Genomic DNA, 26,751 nt, shown 5'->3' with positions numbered 1-26,751 from the left:
CTACATGGATTTTCCCATGACGTGTGCTTAAATTTATAGTATCTTAGTAAGTAGATTGCAAGCTTACTAAGGAGGAGGAAGTGCCGTGTCATTAATTAATGAAATATTGGCATACAATCAAACATTTGTAGCCAATAAAGACTACCAAAAATATGAAACATCGAAATTTCCCGATAAGAAGCTCGTCATATTAACGTGCATGGATACCCGCCTGCTTGAGATGCTCCCGCGGGCCATGAATTTGGAAAATGGCGATGCCAAAATCATTAAGAATGCTGGCGCTGTTATCTCGCATCCGTTCGGAGGCACGATGCGCAGTATCCTCGTTGCTTTGTACGAACTCCAAGCTGATGAAGTAGCTGTCGTTGGTCATTACGGGTGCGGCATGGCAGGTTTGAAACCCGAACCGATCATTGAAAAGGCGCTGGAACGCGGAATGGATCCCTCGAGTCTGGAGACATTGAAATACGCCGGGGTCGATGTGGAGAAATGGCTGCAAGGTTTTGAGGACGTCGAAGAAAATGTTCAAAACAGCGTCGATATCATTCGGCGTCATCCCTTCTTGCCGGGGGGGACGCCAGTCCATGGTTTGGCTATATCGCCAGAGACAGGAGAGCTTACCGTGGTAGACTCACCGGATTCCTAATGAAGTGTCACATAGTAAAAGAAGCGGAGAAGCCTGTCATGTACGGGCTTCTTTTTTTGGGTTTGGGCGTACATTTTAGGGAAGTGAATAAATCAGGGAATCCCCTCATTACAGATCACTCCAGGTCAGTGTGAAATAGTAAAAATAGGTACGTTACGCATGGCGAAGAAGTGTATGAGGCTTTATAATTCAATTGGATGCAGAATCAATTAAACAATATTAAAACTTATGAATAACATAATCCATAAAAAGATTAGTCAAATGTGGGGGTAGGACTGTGCAGTACCGAGAATCTGATATGCCTGAGGTGGAATTATGGGAGCGTTTTTTTGACCCTGTCTCGATCCTTCATACATTAGAGTTGGATCATAATACGAAGAATTATGTGGATGTCGGATGTGGGTTTGGGACATTTTTAATTCCTGCAGCAAAAATCATTTCTGGCGTGGCTATAGGTATCGATATTAATCAGGAGTATTTGGATATATGCAGAAAACGAGTGGAGCAGGAAAAGCTTCCAAACATCGAACTAATCAAAGAGGATTTATCTGATGGGAAAACGAGTCATACAATAACCCAAATGGATATAGATGTAGATTACATCAGCTTGTTTAATATGCTGCATTGTGAAAATCCCGTTGATCTTTTGAAATGGACGGAACGATTATTAGCAGCAAAAGGTAAGGTGGGTGTTATTCACTGGAAACCACAGGAAACCCCAAGAGGCCCTGCTATGGCGATTCGTCCTTCTCCGAGTAAGATTAGAACGTGGGGAGAACAAGCAGGATTGAAATGCGTAAAACAAGTAGACGTCTCTTCTTATCACTACGGTGTATTGTTTGAAAAATAAAAGAAGCACGTACTTTTCCTTTAGGGGGAAGAGACGTGCTTCTTTGTTAAATCGAAAGCCATGAAACAATTGGCCTGTGCTTAATAAACACTGGCACATGTACCTGCTTGCGGTTCATAATAGCAATGGTTTTTATATTGACCCGTAAATGGCTGACCGTACCAGGTTGAAGGACATTGTCCACCTGGATTGAAATACCAGAGCGCATATTTCGCTGGGTGCTGTCTCCAATAATCCAAGTTCTTTTTGGCTAGTCGTTTTTCAACAGATCGTGCTCTGTTATAAAATAAATTCCCTTTTTGAACAGCTTCAAACGAATAATTTCCGCCTTGCACTTGGTAAATGACTTGGGGAATGGTTCGGAGATCTCTAAAGTCTAAACAATTCGCATAAGCACGATTTACAATGACATTTCCAACATATAACATCCCTTGTTTTCCTTCGCCTTCTGCTTCCGCTCTCATCATCCTGGCCATTAAGGCAACGTCTGAATCTTTGTATTTTACTCGTGGCATAGGTCACCCCAAAAATAGTGTATGACATAAAACTGCTTTGATGTCAGTTTATATAAATTTACTGCGTAAAAAATTGCGGCCTCGTCATACGGGATTTACTTTGCAAAAGAGGTGTGGTAGTATTTAAGAAATTTTACATGCGGTGATGAGAAGAGTAGATAACAAGCATGCTTTGACAGAGAGCTCCATACGCTAAAAAGGAGTAAGCACGCTATTATTGAACCAAATCTTTGAGCAGCACACCGGAATCCAGCGAGGAGGGTGGTGTGACAGAAGCTCCTGTTATAGAGCTAGGGTATACGTAGACACGTGTTGTTGGCCGTACCCGATGAGATTAATATGGTGACATATTAATAAAACTGGGGTGGCACCGTGACGCGATAAACTCACCCCCAAGATCATGTCTTGGGGGTGAGTTTTTTTATGGAATCAGAGCTGAATCGATGGGAGGGGAAGACATGGCTAAACGACGTTCTGCGCTGATTTTATTATCAAGCATCGGGATTTCACAAATTGGGGATTGGATCTATTTAATCGCTCTTAACCTCATGGTGCTCAATATGACAGGGTCTCCACTGGCAGTAGCAGCCCTGTATGTGCTTAAACCTTTGGCCGTATTATGTACCAACATGTGGGCAGGGAGCCTGGTCGATCGCATGAATAAACGGCGTGTCATGATGGTTCTAGATTTATGTCGTGGCATTGTCATTGTCAGTTTACCATTTGCCCCTTCACTGTGGCTGATTTACGTGATTGTTTTTGTTACCAACATGGGCAGTTCCATGTTTGAACCTGCGGCTACGACGTATTTGACAAAAATGCTCCCTCCTGGAAAAAGGCAGCGCTTCAATGCCTTACGCAGTTTAATAGAATCGGGCGGCTTTTTATTAGGTCCTGCGATTGCCGGGCTGTTGTTGATGTTGGGCTCACCCGCTTTTGCTATTTATGTGAATGCATGCTCTTTTCTTGTGTCGGGCGCCATTACGTGGTTGTTACCAGATATCGAGAAATATGGCCTTTCGCTCAAGGCGGAAGAGAAGCTGACATGGTGCATGCTAAAGCAAGATTGGCGAGTAGTCATCGCCTTTAGTCGCCAGCACCTTTATGTGATGACCATTTACTATCTCTTTAGCGGCATCATCGTGCTGACGGCTGCGATTGATTCCCTTGAAGCGGCTTTTGCTAAAGAGGTGCTCACATTAACTGATCGTGATTATGGGTTTCTGGTCAGTATTGCTGGCGCTGGGATAATGGCAGGCGCGATCACGCTCAGTTTGTTTGCTAATAAAGTGAATAATTCCTTATTGATGGGGGCGGGGGCACTATGTGTAGCGGGTGGTTACGTGATTTATGCCTTTTCAGAGTCCTTCATCATGGCGGCTCTTGGATTCTTTGGCCTGTCCTTTTCATTGGCCTTTGCGAATACTGGGTTTTATACGTTTTATCAAAACAATATACCTGTAGAAATTATGGGCCGTGTCGGCAGTTTGTATGCCATGGTGGAAGCATGCTTGATCATCGTTTTGACGATTATGTTTGGCATAGCTGCACAACTCATGCCGATTCAGCTGGTGGTCATAGGCGGATCCGCCATCATGCTCCTAACAGCCACCACATTGCTTATCGCCCTCCAGCAACCCACTAAAGCAGCATGCAAACCCAGCGCAAGCACATAGCGTACCTGGTACCAAAGCCGATGTTTCGAAAGAGCCGGGTGTTCCATGTACGTACATGGAACACCCGGCTCTTTTCAGAATACCGTTTTGGTACCAGGTACAAAAAAGGTCTAACGACACAGAATATCAGTCCAGCCGCTCATATATCGGTCCAACTCACGAAATATCAGTCCAGCCACTCATATATCGATCCAACACACAAAATATCGGTCCAGCGTTCATATATCAGCCTGAGCTAGAACCCACCACCTTGTATTCAGACAAAAGTATGAGGCTGGGTTCCTCTGTATGAGGGTCCCCCTCCTATTCGACTTGAGATATTCTAGATGTATATTGATTTGAAAGGAGAAGGATTATGCTGTTTCATTATCATTATTGGACACCTTACGTAGAAGAGACGGAGAAATTCTACCATGACATTGGTTTTACCGTATCACAGCGAATTGGAAAACTAGACGGGGAGTATCAAGCGTTCAATCCTCCTTTGCAGTGGGAGAATTTTAGAGAGAGCGCGATCACTTTTCGGATTATTGAGATGAAGAAAGGCGCGGTGAATGTCACATTTGGACTGGGGAAGCGTCCCATGTTTGACCATATCGGATTTTTAACGACTGAGGAAGATCATGATCGGATTTGCGGTAATGCTGAAGCATTAAAGTGGAAAGTGAACCGTGGCGAACGTCGGACATTTATTGCCACGCCGTACCAATTCCGGATTGAGCTTCAGACGCATGGAGATGTCATCGAGTCGAGAAGAGGAGAAGAAGCGAGTATCCAGCATATGGCTATTGCTGCGTTGCGTGATGGTTTGGAAGCAGATTTACAGTTTTTATTTGGACAACAGGCGCTGGGGATTACGTCAGTTCGAAATCAAGGTGTGAGGATTCAATCCATTAGAGGCGTCGTTACGGCGAAGAAGGTGGACCCCAACGGTGTTGTTTTACTAGACGAATGATCGTGAAGACGAGTTAGCAGTGCTCATCAGTCGGCTTGAGTAAAGACAAATATTACGAGGTAAGTGAGCATAGAGTATGAGAGGCGGACCATCCAATGTTTCCATACAGGGGATTTTGACCCTGTTTAGTCAATTCATGAAGCGAATTATGGCGTGATTATGCATTTATGTTTTGCGTGTTTGCAGGATTTTGAAGAGAGGTGTAGAACGTATATAGATATACACATCGAACCTGATAATAGGGGGGTTGTCATGCGGTCATCTAAACTTGATCGTAATGTTCAAAAGGGCGTATGGGGTTCCACGCTGAGGGATTTAGAACACGATAGGTTTGTCGGCCGTACAAAAGAGATTGAATACTTTAGATCATTTCTGGCTCAGCAGGATGAGTTGCGCATTCTGCATATATATGGCACTGGGGGGTTAGGGAAGACTTTTTTATTACACGCTTTTCAACGCATAGCTGAGCAACAAGCTACTGTTATTTTTCTGATGTTAGACAGTGACGATTTCGTTCATTCTCCTGATATTTTAGCTGATCAGATTTCGTTTTTGTTAGCGTCAAAACGAGATGTGCATGTTTCAGTACCGCCTTCACACTCAAGGTTGGAGCATTGCATTCTATTGTTGAAAGAAGCTGTAAAAACACATCGGATAGTTTTGGCTGTCGATTCTTACGAAAAAATGGGTGATATGGAGCGTTGGTTCCGTGAGTTCTTTTTACGCCAATTGCCTACGGGGCTTTCCATCATTTTGGCAGGGCGCGATCCGTTGAAAGGAGATTGGATTGAGAACCCGGCGTGGCGCTCTGTGGTTACGCAGATGAAGTTATCTGAGTTTGACTATGACCAAACGAGTATGTTTTTGCGCAAGTCAGGCATCGACCAAATTGAGGACATTCATCACTATTGGCTGTTTACAAAGGGCCACCCGCTAACCTTATCAATGATTGCGCTGTCAGGGGATATACCGTTGGAAACGTCTAGTTATCCCGATGAAAAAACTGAAATTCTTTCGCGCCTCACGACGAGATGGTTAAGCGAGGTTCCAGAAGAGAATATTCAAAAGCTTCTTGAAGCTGCTGCTGTTCTGCGCCATTTCGACCAAATGTCCCTCTCACACATTATAAATGACGATGTTACAAGCTCTGAATTTAGTCATCTCACGTCTCTCTCCTTCATTTATAAAACGAATCACGGCTGGGCGGTCCATGACCTGATACGCTCCGCTATTATTATGAACCTGAAAGAACGTCTCCCTGATCATTATCAATTACTTCGGAAGCGAAGTGCCTTTTATTTCTTAAATCGTCTCAACGTCAATCATATCGATTCCTGGAATGTATCTGAGTTCTTCTATCATATTGGGGAAGAATTAATTCAATCCGCTTTTTTTCAGGGGGCAGCCCAATCAGATAAATACATTGAGGACGTAGGCGCCCATAACTTTGCAGAAGTAGAAACCTATTTTCGAAAACGGCAAGATCAATATACTGAAAGTTCAGCGCGTTACTACAACCGACATGCTGATAAAACCTATACCTATTTTGTATCGGCCGAGCATAACCAAAAAGAAAATGAGCTGATTGACGCCGAATATGTCAAAAAATTTGGATACAGGTCCTGCAAGCTAGTGAAAGATAGTCGCGGCGTTACGATAGGCTTGTCTATTAGTGTGCCCATCAATACCGATACGCTCCCTTTGTTAAAAACAAAACCTGTCTCCCGGGCTTATTTCAGAAGTTTATCCGCTCGTGAGGAAAAAGAATACCGTGTATCGAAAGAGACGGAAGCCGGCTGGTTTATCCGTATGCTTGATTGCCTGGATCCTGAAGATGCCGATACACGGTCTTATTTATTATACAATCTGTTCCCCTTCCTGTTATCAAGCGGCAGAATCATCATCTCCACTCCCATCTCGTTTTTCCAAGATCTTATCAAAGCATTTGGTTTTGAAAAAATACCTGACGCTACGCACTATGACTATGGTGTGGAAAACCCCTCTCCCACGTATCTACTTGATGTAAGAGGGGCAAGATTAATCCATTACTTAAAACAGCTGGCTCAATCCATGTTTTCTGATCACGAGGGCCGAGTCGAACTTGCTGAACGTCTGAACCTGACAAAACGCGAACAGGAGATATTCGTCCTTGTCCTTAGAGAATACACGAACAAAGAAATCGCCACAGAGTTGTTTGTAACAGAAATAACCGTAAAAAAACATGTGAGTAAAATTTTGCAGAAATTCGGTGTCAGTAACCGTACGCAATTGATCAAACGGACGATGGAAATGCTTCCTCCTCATGAATAGAACAGGTATCTCCTCAATACCTGTTCGTTGATTCACTCTTGTTCAGGCGTTTTTATGAGGGTATATTTTCCAATGACCGGTAAAGGTTTCATTTCCCCTTTAGCAGCACTGATGATCCCGATAATGGCAAGTATGAACACCAGTAAATTACCAAATGGCAAAATGAACAGCCAACCTATAATTGGAATAATGGTGCCCACAACGTTCACGCCTACGGCTGTAAGCAATAGCAGTAAGCCTTGGTTGGCATGATACATGGCAAACTTTGATTCTTTAGCCGCAAGCAATGGTATGAAAAAAATGATATAAGCTAGGATTCCCATGCCTTTGTTATCTTCTGCGTCCTGGTTTATAGCGGTTTGCTTCACTTCTTCTGTTTCCATGTGCTTCACTCCTTATGATTAGTAAAGTGGGTAGTCAATTAACTGTACGACAGGAATTGAATAATTGGTATTATACGCTGGTATACATTTAACGGCATGAAAGGTTTAATGAAGACTATACTTGAGTATAATAGCTTATCAACACGACGAACGTTATGCTAATGAGGATTACAAGCTGTACGTTATTTGAACAGAGCCTATATGGAGGTGACGTAATGAATCGAACATGGCGCTGCTTGGGTGTTTGCGGATTGCTGGTGATGTTAGTTATGGCAGGGTGTGGTAATTCGGAAACGAACACTTCTGAAGAAACCGCTACACAGGAAGAGCAACAGGCAAGTGAGTCAGACTCTTCCAAAGAGGACACTTCTGATACCAAGGATGAAGCAGAGGAAGTCGTCGAGTCTGTTCAGGATAGTGAAGATGAAGCATCGCAAATGGACTTAAGTAATCTCCAAAAAATTGATGGCCTTTCTGACATTCTCGATAAATTTTCCATGATGTCTTATTCCTATGGTTCATCTGAAGGAGAGGAAACGAAACTGACGTTAAATGTTATGGGAAAAGAGTCGATCGCGGGCGAAGCGACAACCCATCTCAAAGTTGATTTTACTGAACAGGGGGCCGCAACCGAAGCGGTTGAGTTCTGGGTCAATGAAAAGGGAGAAGCGTTAAAAATCCTGACGGGCGGAAACGAGCTGACTGGGGAAGCGTTAGAAATGGTTGGCAGCTCATATATCATGCTTTTGCTAATGCCTTTCAACATGGCCAATAATATTGAAATGACCGATATTTTGAAGAACAATGAACAATACGCAGATTACCAGGTTTCTCTGAAGGACAAAGAAACGCGGCAAGTCGGCGAGGTTTCCATGGAAACCTACATTTATAACGTGACCGGTGGCGAAGAAGAAATTGTTTGGGAAGTCGGCGATCTTGGTGATTTTAAAATCATGGCGGGCTGGACCATGAAGGTTGACGGTCAATCCTCATATTTTAAAATCGGGGATTTGAAACTTCAAAATTAATTCAAATAAACAGAATCGAGGTCATAAAACAGCCCCGGAATCGACAATGTGCTCGATTCCGGGGCTGTTTGCAGTGAGGTGGTCTTGTTTTGAAAGGGGTGGAGGGTCATTACACGACTTCAACTTCGAGAAACAACTTAGCCAGGTGGATGTTTCCTTCATCTGAAACTAAATCCAGTTCAAATGCATAGTCGCCTGGCTTGGTAAAGGTGATGAATAAGAGAGCACAGTTATTCAACATAGGCTCTTCAAATACAAACACGCCATACGCGTTGAACGTTACGGGGATAAATTGCCCGTCGGTAAAGAGAACAAGGTCAAAATGTTCGCGCTGGGAGGGGTTTTTCAACGTAACGATGACGCGTGCGCTTTGTTCGGGAGCATCGGTTGAATAGACACACACATTCAACGGGTGTTGTTCATTTACTGTGAGGAGTCGTGGAACATTGCTGGAAAGGCATTCAGCCAAATCAATCAGTCCCTTCTCTTATTAATAGATTGCGACGTCGCTTTATATCATATGTTAATAGGGAAGGGAAGCTTGGATGATTAAACTGATTAAAGTGAGGATTTTTGTGGTGAGGTCATAGAAAAACCCCAGCGCTGTGTTCAGCGTTGGGGGATGAATTCAGCCGTTACAAACCATCACGATGTTCCCGTCCGGGTCCTTAATGTTGAAGAAAGCTAGATCGGCGAATTCCTGGATGTCTGTTGTAATCGCATAACCTCGTTTTTGGACAAGGGAGTATGCCTCCCGGATGTCATGCGTGTGAAAGTTGAATAAGGGGTGCTTTGATGGCTCTACCGCTTGCTTTTGGCCTGGCGGTCCTGCCTCTAGCAAGAGTCCCGTATGATGATTGATGGCCATATTGTAGATGGGCTCCTGTATGGCGTGATGATCGTACGACTGACCGAGCAGGTCGCAGTACCATTTTACAGATTGTGTCAGATCGCTTACCGGGACGAATACGGTGTTCAATTGGTTTTGAATCGGGCTGTTCATTGTCTTCCACGCTCCTCGTTTAAGAATATTGGTTCATGACGCTGAACCTACATCCTATATAACGCGTTACATAAGCAAAATCTTACAGCCTTTTATAGATTTTTCAAAAAATGTGGTAAAAATATTCAGCATTTAATTGGACGTCGAGTTCTTCAGCTGTTTTGTTCATCAAATCCCAGGAAAAGCAGAAAAATTTCCAGTAGGTAACGTGGTCATCTGTCACTTCCATATAGTGCACATTATTTAAATAGAGCTGCTGGTCTTGTTTTCGTTCCATTTCTACGATAACGGGTAGTCCCCAAAGTTCGATATAATCCACGACGATGTCGAGCTGGGCGTCAACCACTTCTTTCCAATCGTTTAAGGAATTCTTCTTCGTTTCATTTAATCCGATTTCGTAACCGGAATGAACAATATCCGTAACGAGGTTTTCATCCAGCACTGACGCTATCCTTTCGGGATCTTTGGTTCTGAAGCCTTGTAGTATGGTTTTGACTACGGGCGAAGGTGTTAAGTTCGGTTTGGGTTGCTTTTTCTCTCCCCCATCAAGTTCCACTTGACTTTGTTTCATTATGTGTCTCGCACGATGCAGGTTAGTATGTACGGCTTGTTCGCTTGAGCCTATAATAGTGGCGATTTCCTTCCCCCTGTACAAGAACACATCCCCTAAAATCAAGGTTACAAATTGCGTTGGGGTCAATTGCTCCACTAGTATTTCCACATGTTCCATGACGTGAAAATTATGGCTCATGGATTCGTCCTGAAGGGTGACATTTTCGATAGGCGTTACGGCTGCTTTCTTTTTTCTAGTTTGATCAATCCATAAGTTTGAAGCTATTTTGAATAAATACGCTTTGGTATGGACAGGTTGAAAGACTTTCGCCAGCATGGACAGCGACTTTAGCAGGGTATCCTGCACTAAGTCTTCAGCGTCCCACGGCGAGCCCGTTAAGTGATAACAGTAACGCCATAATTCGGATCGGTAAGGTTCGATCTTCTTTTTGAAATCACGTTCAAGCTCCCGTAAATCATGGCTTAATTCGTTTAAATTTTGTTCTGTCATATTCCATCGCTCCATATATGTGTGATTTACCCTATTTTAAGCATTCTATATTGGGTAAGGATTTCCTCTCGTGCATATGAAGATATAAAAAACAGAGCTTCCCATGAAAGGGAAACACTGTTTTATAAACGGTGACACTAATAAAGCCTAAAATATAAACAAGGCGGCCGTCGTCGAGACAATCAATCCGAGTATAACGACGATAAAGTTTTTCCTGACGAGTTCCATGACCGGCACGCCGCAGAAGCCAGCGATGGCAATCATAGAGGACCAGGCGATAATGGTCCCGCCACCTGTCCATATGGATCCCATTTGTCCAATTGCGGCCAATGTGGACGCGTCGATGTGAGCATTTGTTAAAGATGCCGACAGCGCGCCGGTGAGGGGTAAGCCGGAAAAGCCAGAGCCATCGAGTCCTGTGATAATGCCAATCAGGAGGATGCTGAAAGCGGCCAGAAATGCGCTTTGAGGTAGGAACTCCTGTGTTGTTTCGACTAAGTCGAACAACAGTGAAGGGGCGGCCTCGGCAGGAACGGAAAGAATGTCACCTGCAAAATCGGGGCTCCCTAAAAAGAAGAAACCAGCTATCGGGATAACAGGTCCCATGGCTTTAAAAGCGAAAACAAACCCTTCGGTAATGTGATCGCTGATGTAGTCAAGTGAGCGATATTTACCAAATGCCACGGTCGATAAAAGAAGAAGGACGACAGCTACGCCTCCAATGAAAGCAGCTCCATTACCGCCTTCAAAGCCTCCCATCCGCCCTGATCCCAGTTTTGTCGACACCATATAAATCATGACGGCGAGCATGGACAGTGGGACAAGGATCGCGAAGAGTTTGCTCCATAGCGCTAAACGATGGTCCGAAGATGGATGACCTTCCGTTAAGCCTTGCATAGCTAATACTTCCTGCTCGTTCTGCAGGTCATGCTTAGAACGGAAGGAGTGTTTATTGAGAAAATAAGCGAGGCCGATTGCCACGGCGCCCGTAATAAGCGATAACACGAGGGCTTGATCCATCACGAGCTCAGTGTCCACGCCCGCTGATTTGGCTGAGAGTCCCGGTGCAACTTGGATAATATAATCCGACGACAAAGCCATTCCTTGCCCGGCAAGCGCGACAGCAACTGCAGCCATCAGGGCTGGGAGACCAGAGCGAATAGCAGCTGGCACGAGAAGAGCGCAAATCAGTGGCACCGCAGGAGTCGGCCAGAAGAATAAGGAAACGACATAGGTTACGCCGACAAGTATAAAGTAAGAAACATGGCTATTGACCATAATTTTTTCTATAGGTTGGATCATCCGTTTATCGGCCCCGAGGTCTTTCAATGAATGAAGCAAAGCCACCATGAAGGTAATGATGAGGAAGATATTGAAAAGCTCTTTAGCTGCGACTAAGTTCGCGTTGAAAATACTCATAAATCCACTTATGAGGCTGCCATTGTAAACCCACGCGACGAGAAATGTGCCGAGCAGAGTTGGCAGAACGACACCTTTACGAAATACCATTGTCAAAATGATCAGCAGAGTGAAAATCCCGTATAAACTATGGGAAAGGGTTAACTCCATACCCAACGCCTCCTTGATTCGCCGAGTTTATCCGGTGAATCTATAGGTAGAATATGCGGTCAGGTGCCTATAGGTGAGCAGGTTAAAATTAAAGGAAGGATTCATGGTTAGAGAGTAGAACTTAGTGAAGAGGCTATTATTTTGGGGAAGGAGGGGGATCATGGTGAGCACGCCGAAACTGCCGTTACATAAAGAGGAAAGCATAACGTTGAAAAGTTTGAAGGTGAGCGCGCGTCAATTGGATGCTTATAGAGTGGATGAGGTTGCAAGTATGCTTAATATATCGATCGATCGTGCCAAAAAATTGAAAGGCATGGTGGCATTTCAAAAAATCACGGTGTCGGCCCAAGCTTTTCGCGTCAATTAACCGATTTGGGATTTTCATCTTTAGCTGAGCTTGCCTCACATGATGGAGCAGACTTGTTAAATCGCTTAGAAAAACATTATAACGTTCAAGTGGATCCTTGCGTGGAAGACACGCTGCGCTGGATTGTCGATTATGCCAGGACAGGGGAGCTCGATAAAACGTGGTATGATTTTACTGCGGAACGAAAAGCATATCGGCTCGCGGAGGGCTACCCTGCAGATCGACCGCAGTATAAAGGATGATTCAAAGAAAGCTGTCAATAAAAGGAGGTTGAAACGTGAAACCCGTTCAGAATATATATTGTGTGGGGCGAAATTACGTGAAACATGCCAAGGAATTGAATAATGAGATCCCTTCCTCCCCGTTGATGTTTTCCAAACCGACCCATGCCTTGGCTGAAGCAAATGGAGGGGAGATTGTTCTTCCAGGGGATCGCGGTTCGGTCCATTATGAGGCAGAGTTTGTAATACGGTTACGTCAGCCTTACGAAGAAGGGATGAGCGTTGAAGATGTAGTCGATAGCATGGCTCTCGGAATTGATTTTACGTTGCGAGACGTTCAGGATCAGCTTAGGAAAAAGGGGCAGCCGTGGTTATTATCAAAGGGGTTTCCGAATTCGGCTGTTATCACACCCTTTCTTCCTTTCGATGGGGAAGCAGCCTGTCAAAATCAAGACTTCAGTCTGTTGCGGAATGAAGAACGCGTGCAGATCGGCAACATCCGCGATATGATATTTGATTTGCATACTTTAATCGCCTACACCGCCACTCATCTCGGTGCAGGCGAAGGGGACATCATATTTACCGGAACCCCGGAAGGAGTAGGCCCCGTCGCCCACGGCGACCACTACACCCTCCTCTGTGGCACAAACCCTCTGGGCAACTGCACCATCAAGCTTCAATAATTAGATGTTAAAACCGCGTACCTGGTACAAAATCGCAAAAACAGAAAGAGCCGGGTGTTCCATTATGGAACACCCGGCTCTTTTCAAATATCCACTTTTGTACCAGGTACGCTTAGCCGGTGTTGCGGAGGCCGGCTGCGATGCCGCTGATGGTGAGGAGGACTTCGGTCGTTAGTTCTTCGTTTGTGCTATCGGTGTTGCGTAGTTCTTTGATGAGATCGACTTGCAGGAAATTCAGCGGATCGACGTAGGGGTTCCGCCGTTTTACGGATTCCTGAATCGTCGGTTGCTGATCGAGCAGCTCGCTATCCCCTGTGATGCTGAGAAGGACGTTTTTGGTCCGGTTATACTCCTCCACGATATCGTTGAAAATGCGTTCGCCGATATCCTGGTCGTTCACGAGCGAGATGTACTCGCTGGCGGTCTGGATATCTGCTTTGGTTAAGGCCATCTGCAGGTTGTGGATGGTGGAACGGAAAAATGGCCAATTCTCATACATTTGCTGCAGCAGGTGCAAATTCTCATTACTTTGTGAAGCGAAATCTTTCAAACCTGTTCCAGCTGCATACCAGGCAGGAAGGAGCTGGCGGTTTTGCGTCCAGGCGAACACCCATGGAATCGCTCGCAAGTTTTCGAATTTATTGCTGTCTTTTCGTTTTGTCGGGCGCGATCCGATATTTAACTCGCTCAATTCTTTCAAAGGCGTGGCTTCATTAAAGTAAGTCAAAAATTCCGGATCGCCGAATACGAGTGATTGATACTTATTCAATGAATGATCGGATATGGTTTCCATCGCCTGTTCCCATTCGTCCTCACGATGGTGGGCTTGTTCAGATTCCTCCGATATTTGGGCTGCCCCTTTCACTAAGGTAGAAGCCGCTTGTTCTAAACTTCTATACGCGATATTGGTCAAGAGGTAACGGGAAGAGAGAACTTCTCCCTGTTCCGTAATTTTCACCCCATCCCCGAGTGTCTCGGCAGGCTGGGAAAGGATACTGCGGTTCAGTGGACCGCCTCCGCGACCTAATGAGCCGCCACGGCCATGGAAAAATTTCAAACCGATGTTATAATCTTTGGCCATATCATGGATTTCCTGTTGTGCCTTATAAAGGCGCCAGTTCGCGGTCAGTGTACCACCGTCTTTACTGCCATCAGAATAGCCCAGCATGATTTCCTGATGATTGTTCCGTTGGGCCAGATGTTTATTATAAACGTCTTTTTCAAACAGTGTTTTTAAAATGTCAGGACCGGCCACTAAGTCATCCACTGTCTCAAGCAATGGTGCGACATTCAGGCTGCTTTCCACATGTCCATCTGCGTGCAGTCTGTAAATGCCTACTTCTTTGGCCAGGAGGAGCACTTCTAATAAATCGCTGGCGGATTCGGTCATGCTGATGAGATAAACTTCAATGGAGCGTTCACCGAATTCCCTGTGGGCGTCCCTGATCATTTGGAAAACCTTTAACATCTCTTGTGTTTCTTCAGAGTAATCTTCATTAAGCAACGTCACCGGGCGCGGATCTTTTAATACAGTTTCCAAGACGGATTGTTTCTCTTGTTCAGAAAGCTCGCCATAGTTTTCGGTGACGTTCACTTTGCGTAAAATTTCGGTAATGGCTGCTTCATGTTCACCGCTATGATTCCGTATATCCAACGTAGCCAAGTGAAACCCAAACAGCTGAACTTGGCGGATCAATTTGTGAAGCATTTTAAGCTCACGTTCCGTAGGTTGATGTTTTTTAACGCTGCGCTGAACTAAATATAAATCATCCAGGAGTTCTTCGGCTGACTGATAGGCGATGTCTGAATGGCCTACCTGACGCAGTCGTTCCAGGATGATCCCGAATTTTCGCCGATAGATTTCCTGTTCGACGCGCCATCTTTTATCCGCTGCAATCATCGGTTCTTCCCGTTCGACCGAATCTATCAACTCTTCGCTGACCGTCACGCGCGTGGTGGAATGACTGAACCGTTTCATTAGTTCCACTAACACATCGTCATATTTGTTGATGATCAGTTCACGCTGCCTTACCAGCGTTTCCCATGTGATATCGGGGGTGACGTTTGGGTTTCCATCGCGGTCTCCGCCAATCCATGAACCGAAGTGAAGGAAATTGGGTACTTCCCAATCTGCATCCGGGTATTGTTCCTCAAGGCAGTCCTCCAACTCTTGATGAATATCAGGCAGCACATCAAAAAGCGTTTCATCAAAATAATACAAACCATTTCGAACTTCGTCCATGACCGTAGGCTTACGATGGCGCAGTTCATCAGTCTGCCACAATACGGTCACTTCATTAAACAGACTTTCCTGTAGTTTTTCGCGCTCCTTTTTCGTTAACAGCGGGCTGTCCAATTGTTCTAAAATGGTAGCGATACGTTTTTGAATCTCTAACACAGATCGTTTTGTAGCCTCTGTTGGGTGAGCGGTGATAATCAACTCCAGGGATAATTTATCTAATACATCCTGAATCACATCGTCCGAGATGTGGTTTTCCTTGAGGGAGGCGACGGCACTTTCTAAGGAAAAAGGCTGAGGTCCATGATCATCGCGTAGCTGGTATTCGCGTCGGCGCCTTATTCGGTGGTTTTGTTCAGCAATATTAACCAGATGAAAGTATATGGAGAAGGCACGGATGACTTGCTGGCGCATAGGGGGCTCCAGGCTCCTGATTTCTTCTTTCAACTGATCGTACGTATTCTGATCGAAATGTGACCGGAGCGTTTTTGTCAGCTCGCGGATTTTTTCAACTTTATCAAACAATTCTCTGCCGCCATGGTGGATAAGGATTTCACCAAGCATGTGACCGAGTGTATTCACGTCACGGCGCAAAGGTGTCGTGTTATCTTCTGTCTGTAGCTGTGTTGTCATGATTTCACCTTCCTGTTAGATACGTATTATGGTAATTTTCTTAATCTTTCTAGACATACTATCATAGATTTCCGAAATTTTTTATGATTAATATAAAATAGAGATTAATAGAAGTTTATCTATATCGAAAACGCATAGTAAAATGAAGCTGCTTTTGTATCGTTTCTTTGAAACAGGACCGAAGCGTCTTCACTATGTTATGAGTCGTTACCTTGAGTTTCAGCGAAGGTCAGTAAACTCAAGTTGTGTTAACATTTACCCATAATAAAAAGCCGAAAGGGGCCTTGTCATTATGCACTTCGCCTTGTTTCTTTTAGTCGGTACCTTCGGAGCAATTGCTATTATCGTATTATCACTGGTTGCTGGGTTAAGATATTTTAAAGATTGAGTGGGGCTAACATTTGTGGGTTAATTTCTATTAAAAAACAGTAAGGAAAAAGGTGTGGGAATTTATGGAAAACTATATTGTCGTAGGGGCCGGCGTATTAGGGGCGTCGACAGCCTATCATCTCGCTAAATCAGGAGCTGACGTGACGGTTGTCGACCGAGAAGACCAGGGTCAAGCGACGCGTGCAGCCGCAGGGATTATCTGCCCCTGGCTATCCCAAAGGCGGAACAAAGCGTGGTACCGCATCGTTAAAGGCGGTGCCCGTTATTATCCTGCTTTAGTCAGCGAGCTGGAAGCAGATGGTGAAATGGATACAGGGTATGCTCGTGTCGGGGCGTTGAGCCTTCATACGGACGAGGAAAAGCTAATCAAGATGGAAGAGCGTGCTCATAAGCGACGAGAAGACGCGCCGGAAATTGGAGAGATCACACGTTTAACGCCCGAGGAAACAAAACGGCTCGTCCCCGTTTTAGCTGAGGAGTATGGAGCTGTTCATGTGAGCGGAGGGGCCCGGGTCAATGGTGAGGCGTTATTAGCATCCCTGATTCATGCGGCAAAGAAGCACGGAGCAAGATTTGTAGAAGGGGATGCTGCCTTGCAATGGGATCATCAGCGCGTAACCGGTGTGATGGTCGGGGAAGCATCATTAAAAGCTGATCATGTTATCGTGACAGCCGGCGCCTGGGGAAAAGAATTGCTGCAGCCTCTGGGCATGAATTTTTTGGTGACGACGCAAAAAGCGCAAATAGTGCATGTCGATATGCCGCACGCAGAAACGACTCCATGGCCTGTGGTGATGCCACCAAATGATCAGTATCTTCTATCTTATGGGAATGGGCGCGTGATCATGGGGGCAACGCATGAAAATCATGTCGGACTCGATTATCGGGTGACGGCAGGAGGTTTGCATGAAATTTTCGATAAAGCCTTAACTGTGGCGCCGGGTTTAGCGAACAGCACGATGCGCGCAACCAAAGTAGGGTTTCGGCCCTTCACACCAGGTTTTCTCCCTGTCTTCGGGTCCGTTCCTGATTACCACGGTTTATGGGTGGCAAACGGTTTGGGCGCCTCCGGTTTAACGATGGGACCTTATCTAGGCGCGGAGCTCGCTAAACTTGTCCGCGGGCTCGAAACAGAACTCGATCCTGCTGATTATGATGTGAACAAAGCTATTGAACGTGAATCATAACCAGGCATTTTCCAGGTGAGATTGGGAGATGCCTGGTTTATTTTTCTAGTTTTTGGTGGAGGTTTCATCTTGCTCTTTACGTTAACGTAAATGCTACAATAGAATTGTTAGAAAATTGAAACAAACAGGTGGTTCACATGACAGAGTACCATACAATTTCCGAATTGGCGCATCATTTTGACGTGAGTACGAGAACGATACGGTATTACGAGGAACTGGGGATGTTAGCGCCTGAGCGCCGAAAAAATGGCCAGCGTTTGTTTACGAAGCGTGAAAAAACGAGGCTCAAAATGATTTTCAGAGGAAAGAAGTATGGTTTTCAGCTAGAAGAGATCAAAGAGATGATCCAATTGTTTGATCAGGACCCCTCAGGTGTGAAGCAGCTTGAAAAAACGATCGATTACGGCAAACTCAAGATCGAGGAGGTGGAGACGCGGATTGAAGAGCTGCTTATGTTGAAGCAGGAAATGACGGAGTGGGTAAACAAGTTTGAAACAGAACTATCCAATCGAAAAGGGGAGTCCAATCGTGAATATTTCTGAACTGTTAGCCATGCAAGCGCGCAAGTTTCCTGAAAAAGATGGCATTATCACGTCTGAAGAACGGATGTCGTACCGGGAATGGGATGATCGTGTTAACCGTTTTGCTCATCAATTACTCGCACAAGGTATTACCGCCGGTGACAAAGTCATGGTTCATTTGCCCAACACCCCGGAATTCCTCATCAGTTATTTTGCTATTCAGCGGATCGAAGCGGTGGCAGTGCCAATCAATGCGAAATTGGTCACCCGTGAAATTGAGTACATCTTAAGCCACAGCGATGCTAAAGCTTTCATCACCCATGACCTGTTGTTTGCTCAAGTCACTGCCTTACCTGACAATCGCGATCTCGTGTTCATTAAGACGGGAGAAGCTTCTGGTCCCTGGTTATCCTTTGATGCCTTACTCGAACGAGGTGATCCGAGTGATATTCAGTCGACTCTGTCAGATGATGATGAAGCCGCACACTTATATACATCAGGCACGACGGGTAACCCTAAAGGCGTCGTGTTTACGAATCGGAACATTTTGACAGTGGCAACGATGATGGCCATTGAAATGAAAATGGATCCCTCTAGCCGCATCCTGCATCTGATGCCGTTGAGCCACTCTGCCCCGCTTCATCTGTTTTTAGTAGCCGGCACGTATGTAGGGGCGGCGCATATTACTGCTCCAACCTTCACGCCTGATCTACTTCTCGGTCTCGTCTCCAAGGAGAAAGCGACACACTTCTTCGGTGCCCCTGTTGCGTATTTATTGACAGCGAAACAGCCTGAAATAGATCGCTATGATCTCTCGTCTATGACGCATTGGGTTTATGGGGGAGCCCCGTTATCGTGTCCTGAAGTCGAATTTGTCCAGAAACAGTTCAATACCGAGCACTTGCATTGCGTATATGGTCTGACAGAAGCGGGTCCGAATGGGTCTTTACTGGCGCCAGAAGACCATAGCCATAAAGCGGGGAGTATCGGGAAGCGCGGTGCATTGAATTGCGAAATTAAGATTGTCGATGACCACGGCCAAGATGTCCCTCGTGGCGAAGTCGGTGAAATTGTCCTGCGCGGTGAGGGAAATATGAAAGGATACTACAAAGATGCTGAAAAAACAGCGGAAGCGTTGCAAAACGGCTGGCTGTATACAGGGGATATGGCTAAACAGGATGAGGACGGATTCTTCTGGGTCGTCGATCGTAAAAAGGATATGATCATTTCCGGAGGTGTCAATATTTATCCGAAGGAAATTGAAAACGCTTTATTGGCTCATCCGCGTGTGGCGGACGCAGCAGTAGTGGGGGTTCCCCACCCTGACTGGGGCGAGACGGTTAAAGCGTTTATCGTAACGGATGGCGCGTTTGACGATATGGAAAGCACCTGTCCGGAATTTTTACAAGGGAAAATTGCCGATTACAAAATTCCACGGCTTTACGAATCGCTAGCTGAGCTTCCCCGGAATGCTACGGGTAAGTTATTGAAGAATCAATTGCGTGAACAGATGAACCAATCTTAACAGGAGGTGCCAGGCATGAATTTTTATGAGGAAGATCCGAATTTGCAAGGCCTGTTAAAAGCTTATTTAGATGACGATTTTTATCGCTGGGCGGATGAGCAGCTTGAGGAGTTCGGTGAAATGTGTGCTCATTCGATTGACGAACGAGCGGTTCATACCGATCGGGAAGGTCAGCCGCGTCTCATCAAGTATAATAAATTTGGCGAAGACATTTCCGAAGTCTGGTTGAATGAAGGGTACAAGCGGACTGTAAAAGAGACGTATGATAAGGGCATTGTCGGGTATGTGCATAAACCGATTCCGGAGCTGGGACGAAAAGGGAACTATATCTATTCGTTTGCTCAAGGGTATTTATTATCGCACGCTGAACCCGGGTTTTATTGTCCGGTGACGCTGACGATGGCCACAGCTTATCTCATCGATCATTATGCCTCGGATGAGTTGAAATCGGCTTATCTTCCGCATGTTCTAGCAACAGGCGACGTGGAGTTAAATGAAGGGGCCACTTTTTTAACAGAGCGGCAAGGCGGTTCAGATGTTGGCGTCAATGAAGTGCAAGCCATTCCAGATAGCGATGGTTACCGGATTTACGGTGAAAAATATTTTGCTAGCAACGCCGGCGCCTGTGGTGTTGCCATGGTATTGGCACGAATGGAAGGGGCGACGTCCGGCAGCAAAGGGTTGAGTTTATTTCTCGTGCCGTGGCGGCAAGATGATGGGTCATTAAATGGGATAAAGATTCGCAGGTTGAAAGATAAGCTTGGCGTTCGGGCTGTTCCGTCAGCTGAAGTTGAGTTTGAAGGTGCTAAGGCGTATTTGGTAGGCGAAGCCGAACAAGGTTTTTATTACATGATGGAAGCTCTGAATCTATCACGGGTCTGTAATGCAGTGGCGTCAATCGGCATTATGAGACGAGCCTATTTGGAAGCGCGCGAATATGCTTGCGAACGGACGGCATTCGATCATAGGTTGATCGAGTACCCGATGGTGCAGGACACACTCACGACACTGGCCGCCAAGCAGGAAGTGGAAACGAGTGCCATCTTCAACATGATTTCAAGGTTCGATCGGATTGCTGAAGCTCCGCGAGAAGCAAGCCAGGAGGAACAGATTCTGAATCGATTGTTGATTGCCATTATGAAAAAAGAATCAGCGGAACAAGCCATCCACTTCTCTCATGATGCGCTTGAACTGCACGGAGGCAATGGCTTTATCGAAGATTTTGTTACACCAAGGCTGCTGCGGGACGCCCAAGTACTTACCGTCTGGGAAGGCACTGCAAATATACTGGGTCTCGAGGTGCTCCGTCTCGTTAAAAGATACGATGCCCACCATCTCTTTCAACGCGAAGTGAGAGACAAACTCAGACAGGGGGCGTTTGATAAAGGCGCCCAGCTGGTGGAGGACGAATTAGTGAAGCTGGAAGTCTTTGTCGAGGAAGTACTCCAGCAGACAGAAGATAGGCAAACGTATCACAGCAAACACATCGCTAAACGCATGGCCGACATTTTTGAAGGCGTGACCGCATTAACAGACGCGAATAAAGGCGATGCCCGTAAGCAGAAAATCGCAGAAGTCTTTCTCGAGAAAACCTTTCAAGAAGAGTCTGGCAGCGGCTATCCTTTGACTATGCAATATAGTGAGGATATATTGAACGTTGAAGTGAACGCAAAAGTATAAAACATGCGACTCCCTCCCATGATGAGAGGGAGTCTTTTTTATGATAAACTGGGATGAAAGTTGCGGTCGACTGTAATGAAACGTTGTATAGAGAGAGTAAAGTAGCTCAAGCTTCCTTCAACTATACCCAGGATGTAGCAGCTACTCACACGAGTATGACGGGACAAAGGTAAAATTTCATTGACGCCCCAACTTTCGTTTGTTAGCATATTAGCATACTAAAGCGCGTTAATGACATACGGAGAGGATGACAACAGTGCCCAAACGATTAATGTTTGAAAAACCATTAGGGATGCGGGACACGCTCCCTTTTTTTTATAATCAAAAAAAGCAGGCTCGCGATCAGATGACGCAGGTGATCAAATCGTATGGCTATGCCTTCATGGACACGCCATTACTGGAATACCACGAAACAGTGGGGAAAGCGAGCGCCACCCTGGAACAGCAGTTGTTTAAGCTGCTTGATCAGCAAGGGCATACGCTTGTGCTTCGCCCTGATTTAACGGCTCCGATTGCCCGCGTGGCAGCTTCGCAATTAAAGCGGGCAGAACATCCGGTACGCCTTGCTTACGATGGCCCGGTCTTTCGAGCTCAACAACAGGAAGGCGGCAAGCCAGCGCAATTTGAGCAAGTAGGGACTGAATTGATCGGCGACCATTCTTCCTACGGGGACGCTGAAGTGATTGCGCTCTTAATTTCATCGCTGAAAGAAGCAGGGCTTGAGGAATTCGAAATTACAGTTGGGCACGTCGGTTACGTGCAGGCGTTTTTCACGGATCTGTTGGGTGAGCAGGATGAGCTTATTGAGACGCTGATGCATTACTTGTACCGGAAAAACTACGTCGGTTATCGGGAGAAAGTTGCTGCCTTGGCTGTGGACGATGCAACTAAGACGGCACTTTTGGAGCTTTTGCAATTGCGCGGAAATGAAGAAATTTTTGAGCAAGGCAGACAGCTAGCTCGTAACCAGGCATGTATTCAAGCGGTCAACGAATTGAAACAACTCCAACGGCTTCTGAAACAGTATCAGGTCGAAGAATACGTGAGCTTTGACTTGAATCTGATCAGTCATATGAACTATTACACAGGTATTTTATTTGAAGGGAATGCGCCTAACCTCGGAGCATTGCTCTGCAATGGCGGCCGCTATGATAAATTGTTACCTTCCTTTCAATTGAATGCTTCGGCTACAGGTTTTGCGGTCTATTTGGAACGGTTAGTGGAAGCCTTGGATCAACCGGTCCAGACTGAGGACAGGGTATGTGTATTGTTCGATGATGAACATTTTGGAAAGGCAGTAGAAACGGCGCAAGCCTTACGTCAAGATGGTAAGTCTGTGGTGTTGCAGCATATTGATCAGGTTGCCGATCTGGACCAGTACAAACAAGAATTGACGGAGATTTACGATATGACTGCTGCTGGAGGTGGAAGTGATGTCTAAACCATTGACCATTGCGATGCCAAAAGGGCGAATATTCGAGGAAGCTGCCGTGTTAATGGAAAAAGCCGGCTACGATTTAACGGGGGGGATGGATGAGACACGGAAGTTGATCATTCATTTTCCTGACCAGAACTTGAACATTATGATGGCCAAGCCGATGGATGTCGTCACCTATGTAGAGTATGGAGCGGCGGACATAGGGATTGCCGGGAAAGACGTATTACTGGAGCAAGATCGAGACGTACATGAAGTGTTGGATTTGAAGATCAGCCCGTGCTATATATCTGTTGCCGGTTTACCGGATCAACCGCTCAGCCGAATCGCTCCTAAAATTGCGACGAAGTACCCTAACGTGGCTTCACACTATTTTCGCGAACAAGGGGAACAGATTGAAGTCATCCCGTTGAATGGCTCGATCGAACTGGCACCCTTGATCGGTCTTGCAGATCGAATTGTTGATATTGTATCAACCGGCCGGACACTCCATGAAAATGGCCTGGTAGAGTATGAGAAAATCACTGATGTTACCTCTCGTTTAATTGTGAACCCTGTAAGCTACCGTCTGAAAAGCAAGGAAATCGACATCATGGTTCAAAATCTAGGTCGTATTATCGAGGAGGAAGAAGTTTCATGAAAATGATTCGGAAATCGGACCTTCCAGAGTTGAAACGTTCATTAGATAGCGGAACAGAAGAGCAGCGCAAGGCTGTTCAAAACATTTTGGCCGATGTAAAAGAGCGTGGGGATATGGCGATTCACGCTTATACGCAAAAATTTGATCACGTCCATCTCTCCCAGCTGCAAGTAACAGAAAGTGAAATTGCTGCTTCGTATAAGCAGATGGATGACGAGACAATCGAAGCGTTGCGAGAAGCTGCCGGAAATATTCGGCGTTTTCATGAAAAGCAAACACGGTCATCCTGGTTCGACACGCAGGATGACGGCACGATGCTTGGCCAAAAGATCACACCGCTGGATGCTGTAGGCGTATACGTGCCTGGGGGTACAGCCGCCTATCCCTCCTCTGTTCTTATGAACGTCATTCCAGCTCAAGTCGCCGGGGTGAAACGGATCGTCATGGTTACGCCTCCTGATGAACACGGTGATGTGCCTGCAGGTGTGTTGGCAGCAGCAGATCTAGTAGGTGTGCACGAAATCTACAAAATCGGCGGTGCCCAGGCAGTGGCTGCATTAGCTTACGGAAGTGAAACCATTTTACCAGTCGATAAAATCACGGGTCCGGGCAACCTCTTCGTTGCTTTAGCGAAACGGGAAGTGTTTGGAGAGGTCGATATTGATATGATTGCCGGTCCCAGTGAAATCGTGGTCTTAGCTGATGAAACGGGGGTCGCATCTGAGATTGCAGCTGATTTATTGTCACAAGCAGAACATGATGAACGATCCTCCAGTGTGCTCGTCACAACAAGCGATACACTTGCTGTCCAAGTTGCCGACGAAGTAGCGCACCAGCTTGATTCGTTACCACGTGAAGCCATAGCGCGCGTCAGCATTGAGGATTACGGAAGAATTATTCTCTGTGCTGACTGGGGTGAAGCTGTGGCAGCTGTTAATGAAATTGCTCCCGAGCACTTAGAAGTGATTGCAGAATCCCCCTTTCAAACAATCGGGATGATCAGACACGCAGGGGCGATTTTTCTAGGGCCTTTCAGCAGTGAACCCGTAGGTGATTATTTTGCCGGCCCTAACCATGTATTACCCACGAGCGGCACGGCACGATTTTCGAGTCCTTTAAATGTTGATGATTTTGTGAAAAAGTCGAGCATCATCTCCTACAGTGAAGAGGCGTTTCGAAACAATGCTGATGCCATTTCCCGGATTGCCCGATTAGAGGGGCTGGAAGGCCACGCGCGTGCAATCGAGAAACGTAAGGAGCGATGGTTATGAACGAAGCGAGAACAGCGGAAATAAATCGTAAAACAGGGGAAACCGACATTGAACTTGCCTTGAATATAGATGGGAGCGGCGAGCATGATTTAGATGTGCAAGTCCCTTTTATGGCTCACATGCTGGAATTGTTTACGAAGCACGGATTGTTCGATTTGCATGTCAAAGGTTACGGGGATGTTGAGGTAGATGCGCATCATCTGACCGAAGACCTGGCCATTTGTCTCGGACAAGCCTTCCGAAAAGCTGTGGGGGGCAAGAGCGGTATGAAACGTTACGGCTATATGATTCTCCCCATGGACGAGGCCTTGGTCACAGTAGCGGTCGATTTTAGTGACAGGCCGCACCTTGAATGGAAAGCTGAAATGCCGGCTGACCGGGTCGGCCAGTTTGATACAGAAAATGCGCATGAATTTTTTTGGAAGTTCGCCTTAGAAGCGCGTATGAATGTGCATGTCATCCTTCATCATGGACATAACAACCACCATATCATTGAGGCGATGTTCAAGGCGCTTGCCCGTGCTCTAGATGAAGCGACGAAGTTGGACGAACGCATCCAGGGCGTGCCAAGTACGAAAGGACGTTTGTAAATGATCGGCATCATCGATTATGGTATGGGGAATTTATTCAGTGTGTCAAAAGCCTTGGAACGATTAGATGTGCCCTATACATTCGGCGATCGGCCCGAACGATTGGAGGGGTGCGACGGTCTTATTCTCCCTGGCGTCGGGGCGTTTCCGGATGCGATGAAAGCATTGGCTGAGCATGGCTTTATTCAGTTTATTCAAGCTCAAGTGAACAAGGGCACTCCTGTTTATGGAATTTGTTTGGGCATGCAGTTATTGTTTGAAAGCAGTGAAGAGAATGGTCATACAGGCGGTTTAGGTTTGCTTCCTGGCACCATTATACGGTTCTCAGGGAAGACAGGCCAGCAGACAAGCTATAAAGTCCCGCATATGGGGTGGAATCGTCTCCAGCTTCACCAGCCAGATCAACCGTTACTCGAGAAGATTCAGGAGGACCACGTGTATTTTGTTCACTCTTATTATGTCGAAACAGATGACCCTGATATTTTGTTTGCCACGGCTGATTATCATGTGAACGTGCCGGCCATCGTAGGACGGGGCAATCTGTACGCCAGCCAGTTTCATCCGGAAAAGAGCGGGGCGGCCGGCATGCAACTGCTTGAAAATTTTTGTAAACGAATTGTGGGAGAATAAGGAGCGATAGTGATGAGTTTTACGATATTCCCGGCCATTGACATGCGTCAAGGCAAGTGTGTCCGCTTAGAGCAAGGCGATTTTGACAAGGAAACAGTCTATGGAGAAGACCCTTTTGAGGTTGCAAAATCATTCGCTGCGGAAGGTGCGACCTGGATTCATATGGTGGATTTAGATGGGGCCAAGGAAGGGTCACGTAAGAATGCAGAGTATGTTGTGCGCGTAGCGCAGGAATTGGATAGCAAGGTGCAAATCGGCGGTGGCATTCGTTCAGAAGCGGATGTCCGTTTTTACTTAGATCGTGGCGTAGACCGTGTCATCATAGGTTCGCTTGCAGTCAGAAATCCGACATTGACGAGACATCTTCTCTCCGTTTTCGGTGACCAAATTGTGATTGGCATCGATGCGCGGAACGGGTTTGTTGCTACAGAAGGCTGGTTGGAAAACTCTGACACCACAGCTGTAGAATTAGGAAAACAGCTGACCGAGGCCGGGGCTAAAACGTTTATCTATACCGACATTGCAAAAGATGGTATGTTGAGCGGGCCGAACACGAGAGAAATTGTACGCATGGCAGAGGAAACAGGAGCCGAAATTATTGCCTCAGGCGGCATAAAAGGGATTGAAGATCTGCGTGAGCTAAAGACACATCAACGAACAAATATTGTCGGATCGATAGTGGGCAAAGCTTTGTACACGAAACAGTTTACGCTTTCAGAAGCTTTGCAGGAGGAGGAATGA

26 protein-coding genes are annotated in these 26,751 nt (G+C 46.0%); 19 read left to right on the top strand and 7 right to left on the bottom strand.

Annotated features, from left to right (window positions below; translation table 11 throughout):
• Positions 1-85 precede the first annotated feature (85 nt).
• Both HOP45_RS12775 and HOP45_RS12770 read left to right on the top strand, forming a co-directional pair.
• A complete protein-coding gene (locus HOP45_RS12775; protein ID WP_181349676.1) occupies positions 86-646 on the top strand; it encodes a beta-class carbonic anhydrase in 561 nt (186 codons plus the stop codon).
• A gap of 277 nt (positions 647-923) precedes the next feature.
• Entirely contained in the window at positions 924-1,496 is a 573-nt protein-coding gene (locus HOP45_RS12770) for a class I SAM-dependent methyltransferase (RefSeq protein ID WP_181349675.1), read from the top strand.
• A gap of 80 nt (positions 1,497-1,576) precedes the next feature.
• On the opposite strand, the gene HOP45_RS12765 is transcribed toward HOP45_RS12770, so the two are convergent.
• Positions 1,577-2,011 (bottom strand): cell wall hydrolase, encoded by a 435-nt coding sequence (locus HOP45_RS12765; RefSeq protein ID WP_181349674.1) that lies wholly within the window; start codon positions 2,009-2,011, stop codon positions 1,577-1,579.
• A 458-nt stretch (positions 2,012-2,469) separates the two neighbouring features.
• On the opposite strand from HOP45_RS12765, the gene HOP45_RS12760 reads away from it, so the two are divergent.
• The 3 genes from HOP45_RS12760 to HOP45_RS20890 all read left to right on the top strand — a co-directional run bounded on the left by HOP45_RS12760 (position 2,470) and on the right by HOP45_RS20890 (position 6,952).
• Positions 2,470-3,687, top strand: coding sequence for an MFS transporter (locus HOP45_RS12760; RefSeq protein WP_181349673.1), 1,218 nt, complete (start codon positions 2,470-2,472; stop codon positions 3,685-3,687).
• A 355-nt stretch (positions 3,688-4,042) separates the two neighbouring features.
• On the top strand, positions 4,043-4,642 hold the full coding sequence (locus tag HOP45_RS12755; RefSeq protein WP_181349672.1) for a hypothetical protein: 600 nt from the start codon (positions 4,043-4,045) through the stop codon (positions 4,640-4,642).
• Positions 4,643-4,894: 252 nt separating this feature from the next.
• A complete protein-coding gene (locus tag HOP45_RS20890; protein ID WP_304650478.1) occupies positions 4,895-6,952 on the top strand; it encodes a LuxR C-terminal-related transcriptional regulator in 2,058 nt (685 codons plus the stop codon).
• Between the two features lie 32 nt (positions 6,953-6,984).
• Here the strand turns inward: HOP45_RS20890 and HOP45_RS12745 are convergent, their stop codons facing one another.
• Positions 6,985-7,335: a DUF4870 domain-containing protein gene (locus HOP45_RS12745; RefSeq protein ID WP_181349671.1), complete on the bottom strand. Its 351-nt coding sequence runs from the start codon at positions 7,333-7,335 to the stop codon at positions 6,985-6,987.
• Between the two features lie 215 nt (positions 7,336-7,550).
• Between HOP45_RS12745 and HOP45_RS12740 the strand changes: the two genes are divergently transcribed.
• Positions 7,551-8,363 (top strand): hypothetical protein, encoded by an 813-nt coding sequence (locus HOP45_RS12740; protein WP_181349670.1) that lies wholly within the window; start codon positions 7,551-7,553, stop codon positions 8,361-8,363.
• Between the two features lie 109 nt (positions 8,364-8,472).
• On the opposite strand, the gene HOP45_RS12735 is transcribed toward HOP45_RS12740, so the two are convergent.
• The 4 genes from HOP45_RS12735 to HOP45_RS12720 all read right to left on the bottom strand — a co-directional run bounded on the left by HOP45_RS12735 (position 8,473) and on the right by HOP45_RS12720 (position 11,998).
• A complete protein-coding gene (locus HOP45_RS12735; protein ID WP_181349669.1) occupies positions 8,473-8,832 on the bottom strand; it encodes a hypothetical protein in 360 nt (119 codons plus the stop codon).
• 159 nt (positions 8,833-8,991) lie between these two features.
• On the bottom strand, positions 8,992-9,366 hold the full coding sequence (locus tag HOP45_RS12730) for a VOC family protein (RefSeq protein ID WP_181349668.1): 375 nt from the start codon (positions 9,364-9,366) through the stop codon (positions 8,992-8,994).
• A 103-nt stretch (positions 9,367-9,469) separates the two neighbouring features.
• Entirely contained in the window at positions 9,470-10,429 is a 960-nt protein-coding gene (locus HOP45_RS12725) for an RNA polymerase sigma factor (RefSeq protein ID WP_181349667.1), read from the bottom strand.
• 147 nt (positions 10,430-10,576) lie between these two features.
• Positions 10,577-11,998, bottom strand: a complete 1,422-nt coding sequence (locus tag HOP45_RS12720; protein ID WP_181349666.1) for a hypothetical protein — start codon at positions 11,996-11,998, stop codon at positions 10,577-10,579.
• Positions 11,999-12,158: 160 nt separating this feature from the next.
• Between HOP45_RS12720 and HOP45_RS12715 the strand changes: the two genes are divergently transcribed.
• The 3 genes from HOP45_RS12715 to HOP45_RS12705 are packed head-to-tail and all read left to right on the top strand — an operon-like array spanning position 12,159 to position 13,269.
• Positions 12,159-12,365 carry a hypothetical protein gene (locus tag HOP45_RS12715; RefSeq protein WP_181349665.1) on the top strand — a complete coding sequence of 69 codons (207 nt, stop codon included), beginning with the start codon at positions 12,159-12,161 and terminating at the stop codon, positions 12,363-12,365.
• A 5-nt stretch (positions 12,366-12,370) separates the two neighbouring features.
• Positions 12,371-12,607 carry a helix-hairpin-helix domain-containing protein gene (locus HOP45_RS12710; protein ID WP_181349664.1) on the top strand — a complete coding sequence of 79 codons (237 nt, stop codon included), beginning with the start codon at positions 12,371-12,373 and terminating at the stop codon, positions 12,605-12,607.
• A gap of 35 nt (positions 12,608-12,642) precedes the next feature.
• Positions 12,643-13,269, top strand: coding sequence for a fumarylacetoacetate hydrolase family protein (locus HOP45_RS12705; protein WP_181349663.1), 627 nt, complete (start codon positions 12,643-12,645; stop codon positions 13,267-13,269).
• Positions 13,270-13,381: 112 nt separating this feature from the next.
• On the opposite strand, the gene ppc is transcribed toward HOP45_RS12705, so the two are convergent.
• The gene (gene ppc, locus HOP45_RS12700; protein WP_181349662.1) at positions 13,382-16,141 is read right to left on the bottom strand and encodes a phosphoenolpyruvate carboxylase; all 2,760 of its coding nucleotides are present in this window, start codon (positions 16,139-16,141) and stop codon (positions 13,382-13,384) included.
• A gap of 452 nt (positions 16,142-16,593) precedes the next feature.
• Here ppc and HOP45_RS12695 point away from each other — a divergent pair, with 452 nt between their 5' ends.
• From HOP45_RS12695 to hisA, 10 genes are all read left to right on the top strand, one after another.
• Positions 16,594-17,718 (top strand): NAD(P)/FAD-dependent oxidoreductase, encoded by a 1,125-nt coding sequence (locus tag HOP45_RS12695; protein ID WP_181349661.1) that lies wholly within the window; start codon positions 16,594-16,596, stop codon positions 17,716-17,718.
• Positions 17,719-17,855: 137 nt separating this feature from the next.
• Positions 17,856-18,260, top strand: a complete 405-nt coding sequence (locus tag HOP45_RS12690) for a MerR family transcriptional regulator (RefSeq protein ID WP_181349660.1) — start codon at positions 17,856-17,858, stop codon at positions 18,258-18,260.
• Entirely contained in the window at positions 18,247-19,764 is a 1,518-nt protein-coding gene (locus HOP45_RS12685) for a class I adenylate-forming enzyme family protein (RefSeq protein ID WP_181349659.1), read from the top strand. Before HOP45_RS12690 ends, HOP45_RS12685 begins: the two co-directional genes overlap by 14 nt.
• A gap of 15 nt (positions 19,765-19,779) precedes the next feature.
• Positions 19,780-21,444, top strand: a complete 1,665-nt coding sequence (locus HOP45_RS12680) for an acyl-CoA dehydrogenase family protein (RefSeq protein ID WP_181349658.1) — start codon at positions 19,780-19,782, stop codon at positions 21,442-21,444.
• A 256-nt stretch (positions 21,445-21,700) separates the two neighbouring features.
• Positions 21,701-22,885 (top strand): ATP phosphoribosyltransferase regulatory subunit, encoded by a 1,185-nt coding sequence (locus HOP45_RS12675; protein WP_181349657.1) that lies wholly within the window; start codon positions 21,701-21,703, stop codon positions 22,883-22,885.
• Positions 22,878-23,519 (top strand): ATP phosphoribosyltransferase, encoded by a 642-nt coding sequence (gene hisG, locus HOP45_RS12670; protein WP_181349656.1) that lies wholly within the window; start codon positions 22,878-22,880, stop codon positions 23,517-23,519. The genes HOP45_RS12675 and hisG overlap by 8 nt, the downstream gene beginning before the upstream one ends.
• Positions 23,516-24,790 (top strand): histidinol dehydrogenase, encoded by a 1,275-nt coding sequence (gene hisD / locus HOP45_RS12665; RefSeq protein WP_181349655.1) that lies wholly within the window; start codon positions 23,516-23,518, stop codon positions 24,788-24,790. Before hisG ends, hisD begins: the two co-directional genes overlap by 4 nt.
• Positions 24,787-25,380: an imidazoleglycerol-phosphate dehydratase HisB gene (hisB, locus tag HOP45_RS12660; RefSeq protein ID WP_181349654.1), complete on the top strand. Its 594-nt coding sequence runs from the start codon at positions 24,787-24,789 to the stop codon at positions 25,378-25,380. The genes hisD and hisB overlap by 4 nt, the downstream gene beginning before the upstream one ends.
• The gene (hisH, locus tag HOP45_RS12655; RefSeq protein ID WP_181349653.1) at positions 25,381-26,010 is read left to right on the top strand and encodes an imidazole glycerol phosphate synthase subunit HisH; all 630 of its coding nucleotides are present in this window, start codon (positions 25,381-25,383) and stop codon (positions 26,008-26,010) included.
• A 12-nt stretch (positions 26,011-26,022) separates the two neighbouring features.
• A complete protein-coding gene (gene hisA, locus HOP45_RS12650; protein ID WP_181349652.1) occupies positions 26,023-26,751 on the top strand; it encodes a 1-(5-phosphoribosyl)-5-[(5-phosphoribosylamino)methylideneamino]imidazole-4-carboxamide isomerase in 729 nt (242 codons plus the stop codon).

Source organism: Thalassobacillus sp. CUG 92003 (genome assembly GCF_013618635.1).
Taxonomy (GTDB): Bacteria; Bacillota; Bacilli; order Bacillales; family Halobacillaceae; genus CUG-92003.
Note: the sequence above shows the minus strand (reverse complement) of the source record. Positions and strands in the feature narration are given on the sequence as shown.

Bases quoted from the DNA above. Each gene is read 5' to 3' on its own strand.
- HOP45_RS12765 (WP_181349674.1), bottom strand. From the start codon at position 2,011: ATGCCACGAGTAAAATACAAAGATTCAGACGTTGCCTTAATGGCCAGG.
- HOP45_RS12760 (WP_181349673.1), top strand. From the start codon at position 2,470: ATGGCTAAACGACGTTCTGCGCTGATTTTATTATCAAGCATCGGGATT.
- HOP45_RS12755 (WP_181349672.1), top strand. From the start codon at position 4,043: ATGCTGTTTCATTATCATTATTGGACACCTTACGTAGAAGAGACGGAG.
- HOP45_RS20890 (WP_304650478.1), top strand. From the start codon at position 4,895: ATGCGGTCATCTAAACTTGATCGTAATGTTCAAAAGGGCGTATGGGGT.
- HOP45_RS12745 (WP_181349671.1), bottom strand. From the start codon at position 7,335: ATGGAAACAGAAGAAGTGAAGCAAACCGCTATAAACCAGGACGCAGAA.
- HOP45_RS12740 (WP_181349670.1), top strand. From the start codon at position 7,551: ATGAATCGAACATGGCGCTGCTTGGGTGTTTGCGGATTGCTGGTGATG.
- HOP45_RS12730 (WP_181349668.1), bottom strand. From the start codon at position 9,366: ATGAACAGCCCGATTCAAAACCAATTGAACACCGTATTCGTCCCGGTA.
- HOP45_RS12725 (WP_181349667.1), bottom strand. From the start codon at position 10,429: ATGACAGAACAAAATTTAAACGAATTAAGCCATGATTTACGGGAGCTT.
- HOP45_RS12720 (WP_181349666.1), bottom strand. From the start codon at position 11,998: ATGGAGTTAACCCTTTCCCATAGTTTATACGGGATTTTCACTCTGCTG.
- HOP45_RS12715 (WP_181349665.1), top strand. From the start codon at position 12,159: ATGGTGAGCACGCCGAAACTGCCGTTACATAAAGAGGAAAGCATAACG.
- ppc (WP_181349662.1), bottom strand. From the start codon at position 16,141: ATGACAACACAGCTACAGACAGAAGATAACACGACACCTTTGCGCCGT.
- HOP45_RS12695 (WP_181349661.1), top strand. From the start codon at position 16,594: ATGGAAAACTATATTGTCGTAGGGGCCGGCGTATTAGGGGCGTCGACA.
- HOP45_RS12690 (WP_181349660.1), top strand. From the start codon at position 17,856: ATGACAGAGTACCATACAATTTCCGAATTGGCGCATCATTTTGACGTG.
- HOP45_RS12680 (WP_181349658.1), top strand. From the start codon at position 19,780: ATGAATTTTTATGAGGAAGATCCGAATTTGCAAGGCCTGTTAAAAGCT.
- hisG (WP_181349656.1), top strand. From the start codon at position 22,878: ATGTCTAAACCATTGACCATTGCGATGCCAAAAGGGCGAATATTCGAG.
- hisD (WP_181349655.1), top strand. From the start codon at position 23,516: ATGAAAATGATTCGGAAATCGGACCTTCCAGAGTTGAAACGTTCATTA.
- hisB (WP_181349654.1), top strand. From the start codon at position 24,787: ATGAACGAAGCGAGAACAGCGGAAATAAATCGTAAAACAGGGGAAACC.
- hisH (WP_181349653.1), top strand. From the start codon at position 25,381: ATGATCGGCATCATCGATTATGGTATGGGGAATTTATTCAGTGTGTCA.
- hisA (WP_181349652.1), top strand. From the start codon at position 26,023: ATGAGTTTTACGATATTCCCGGCCATTGACATGCGTCAAGGCAAGTGT.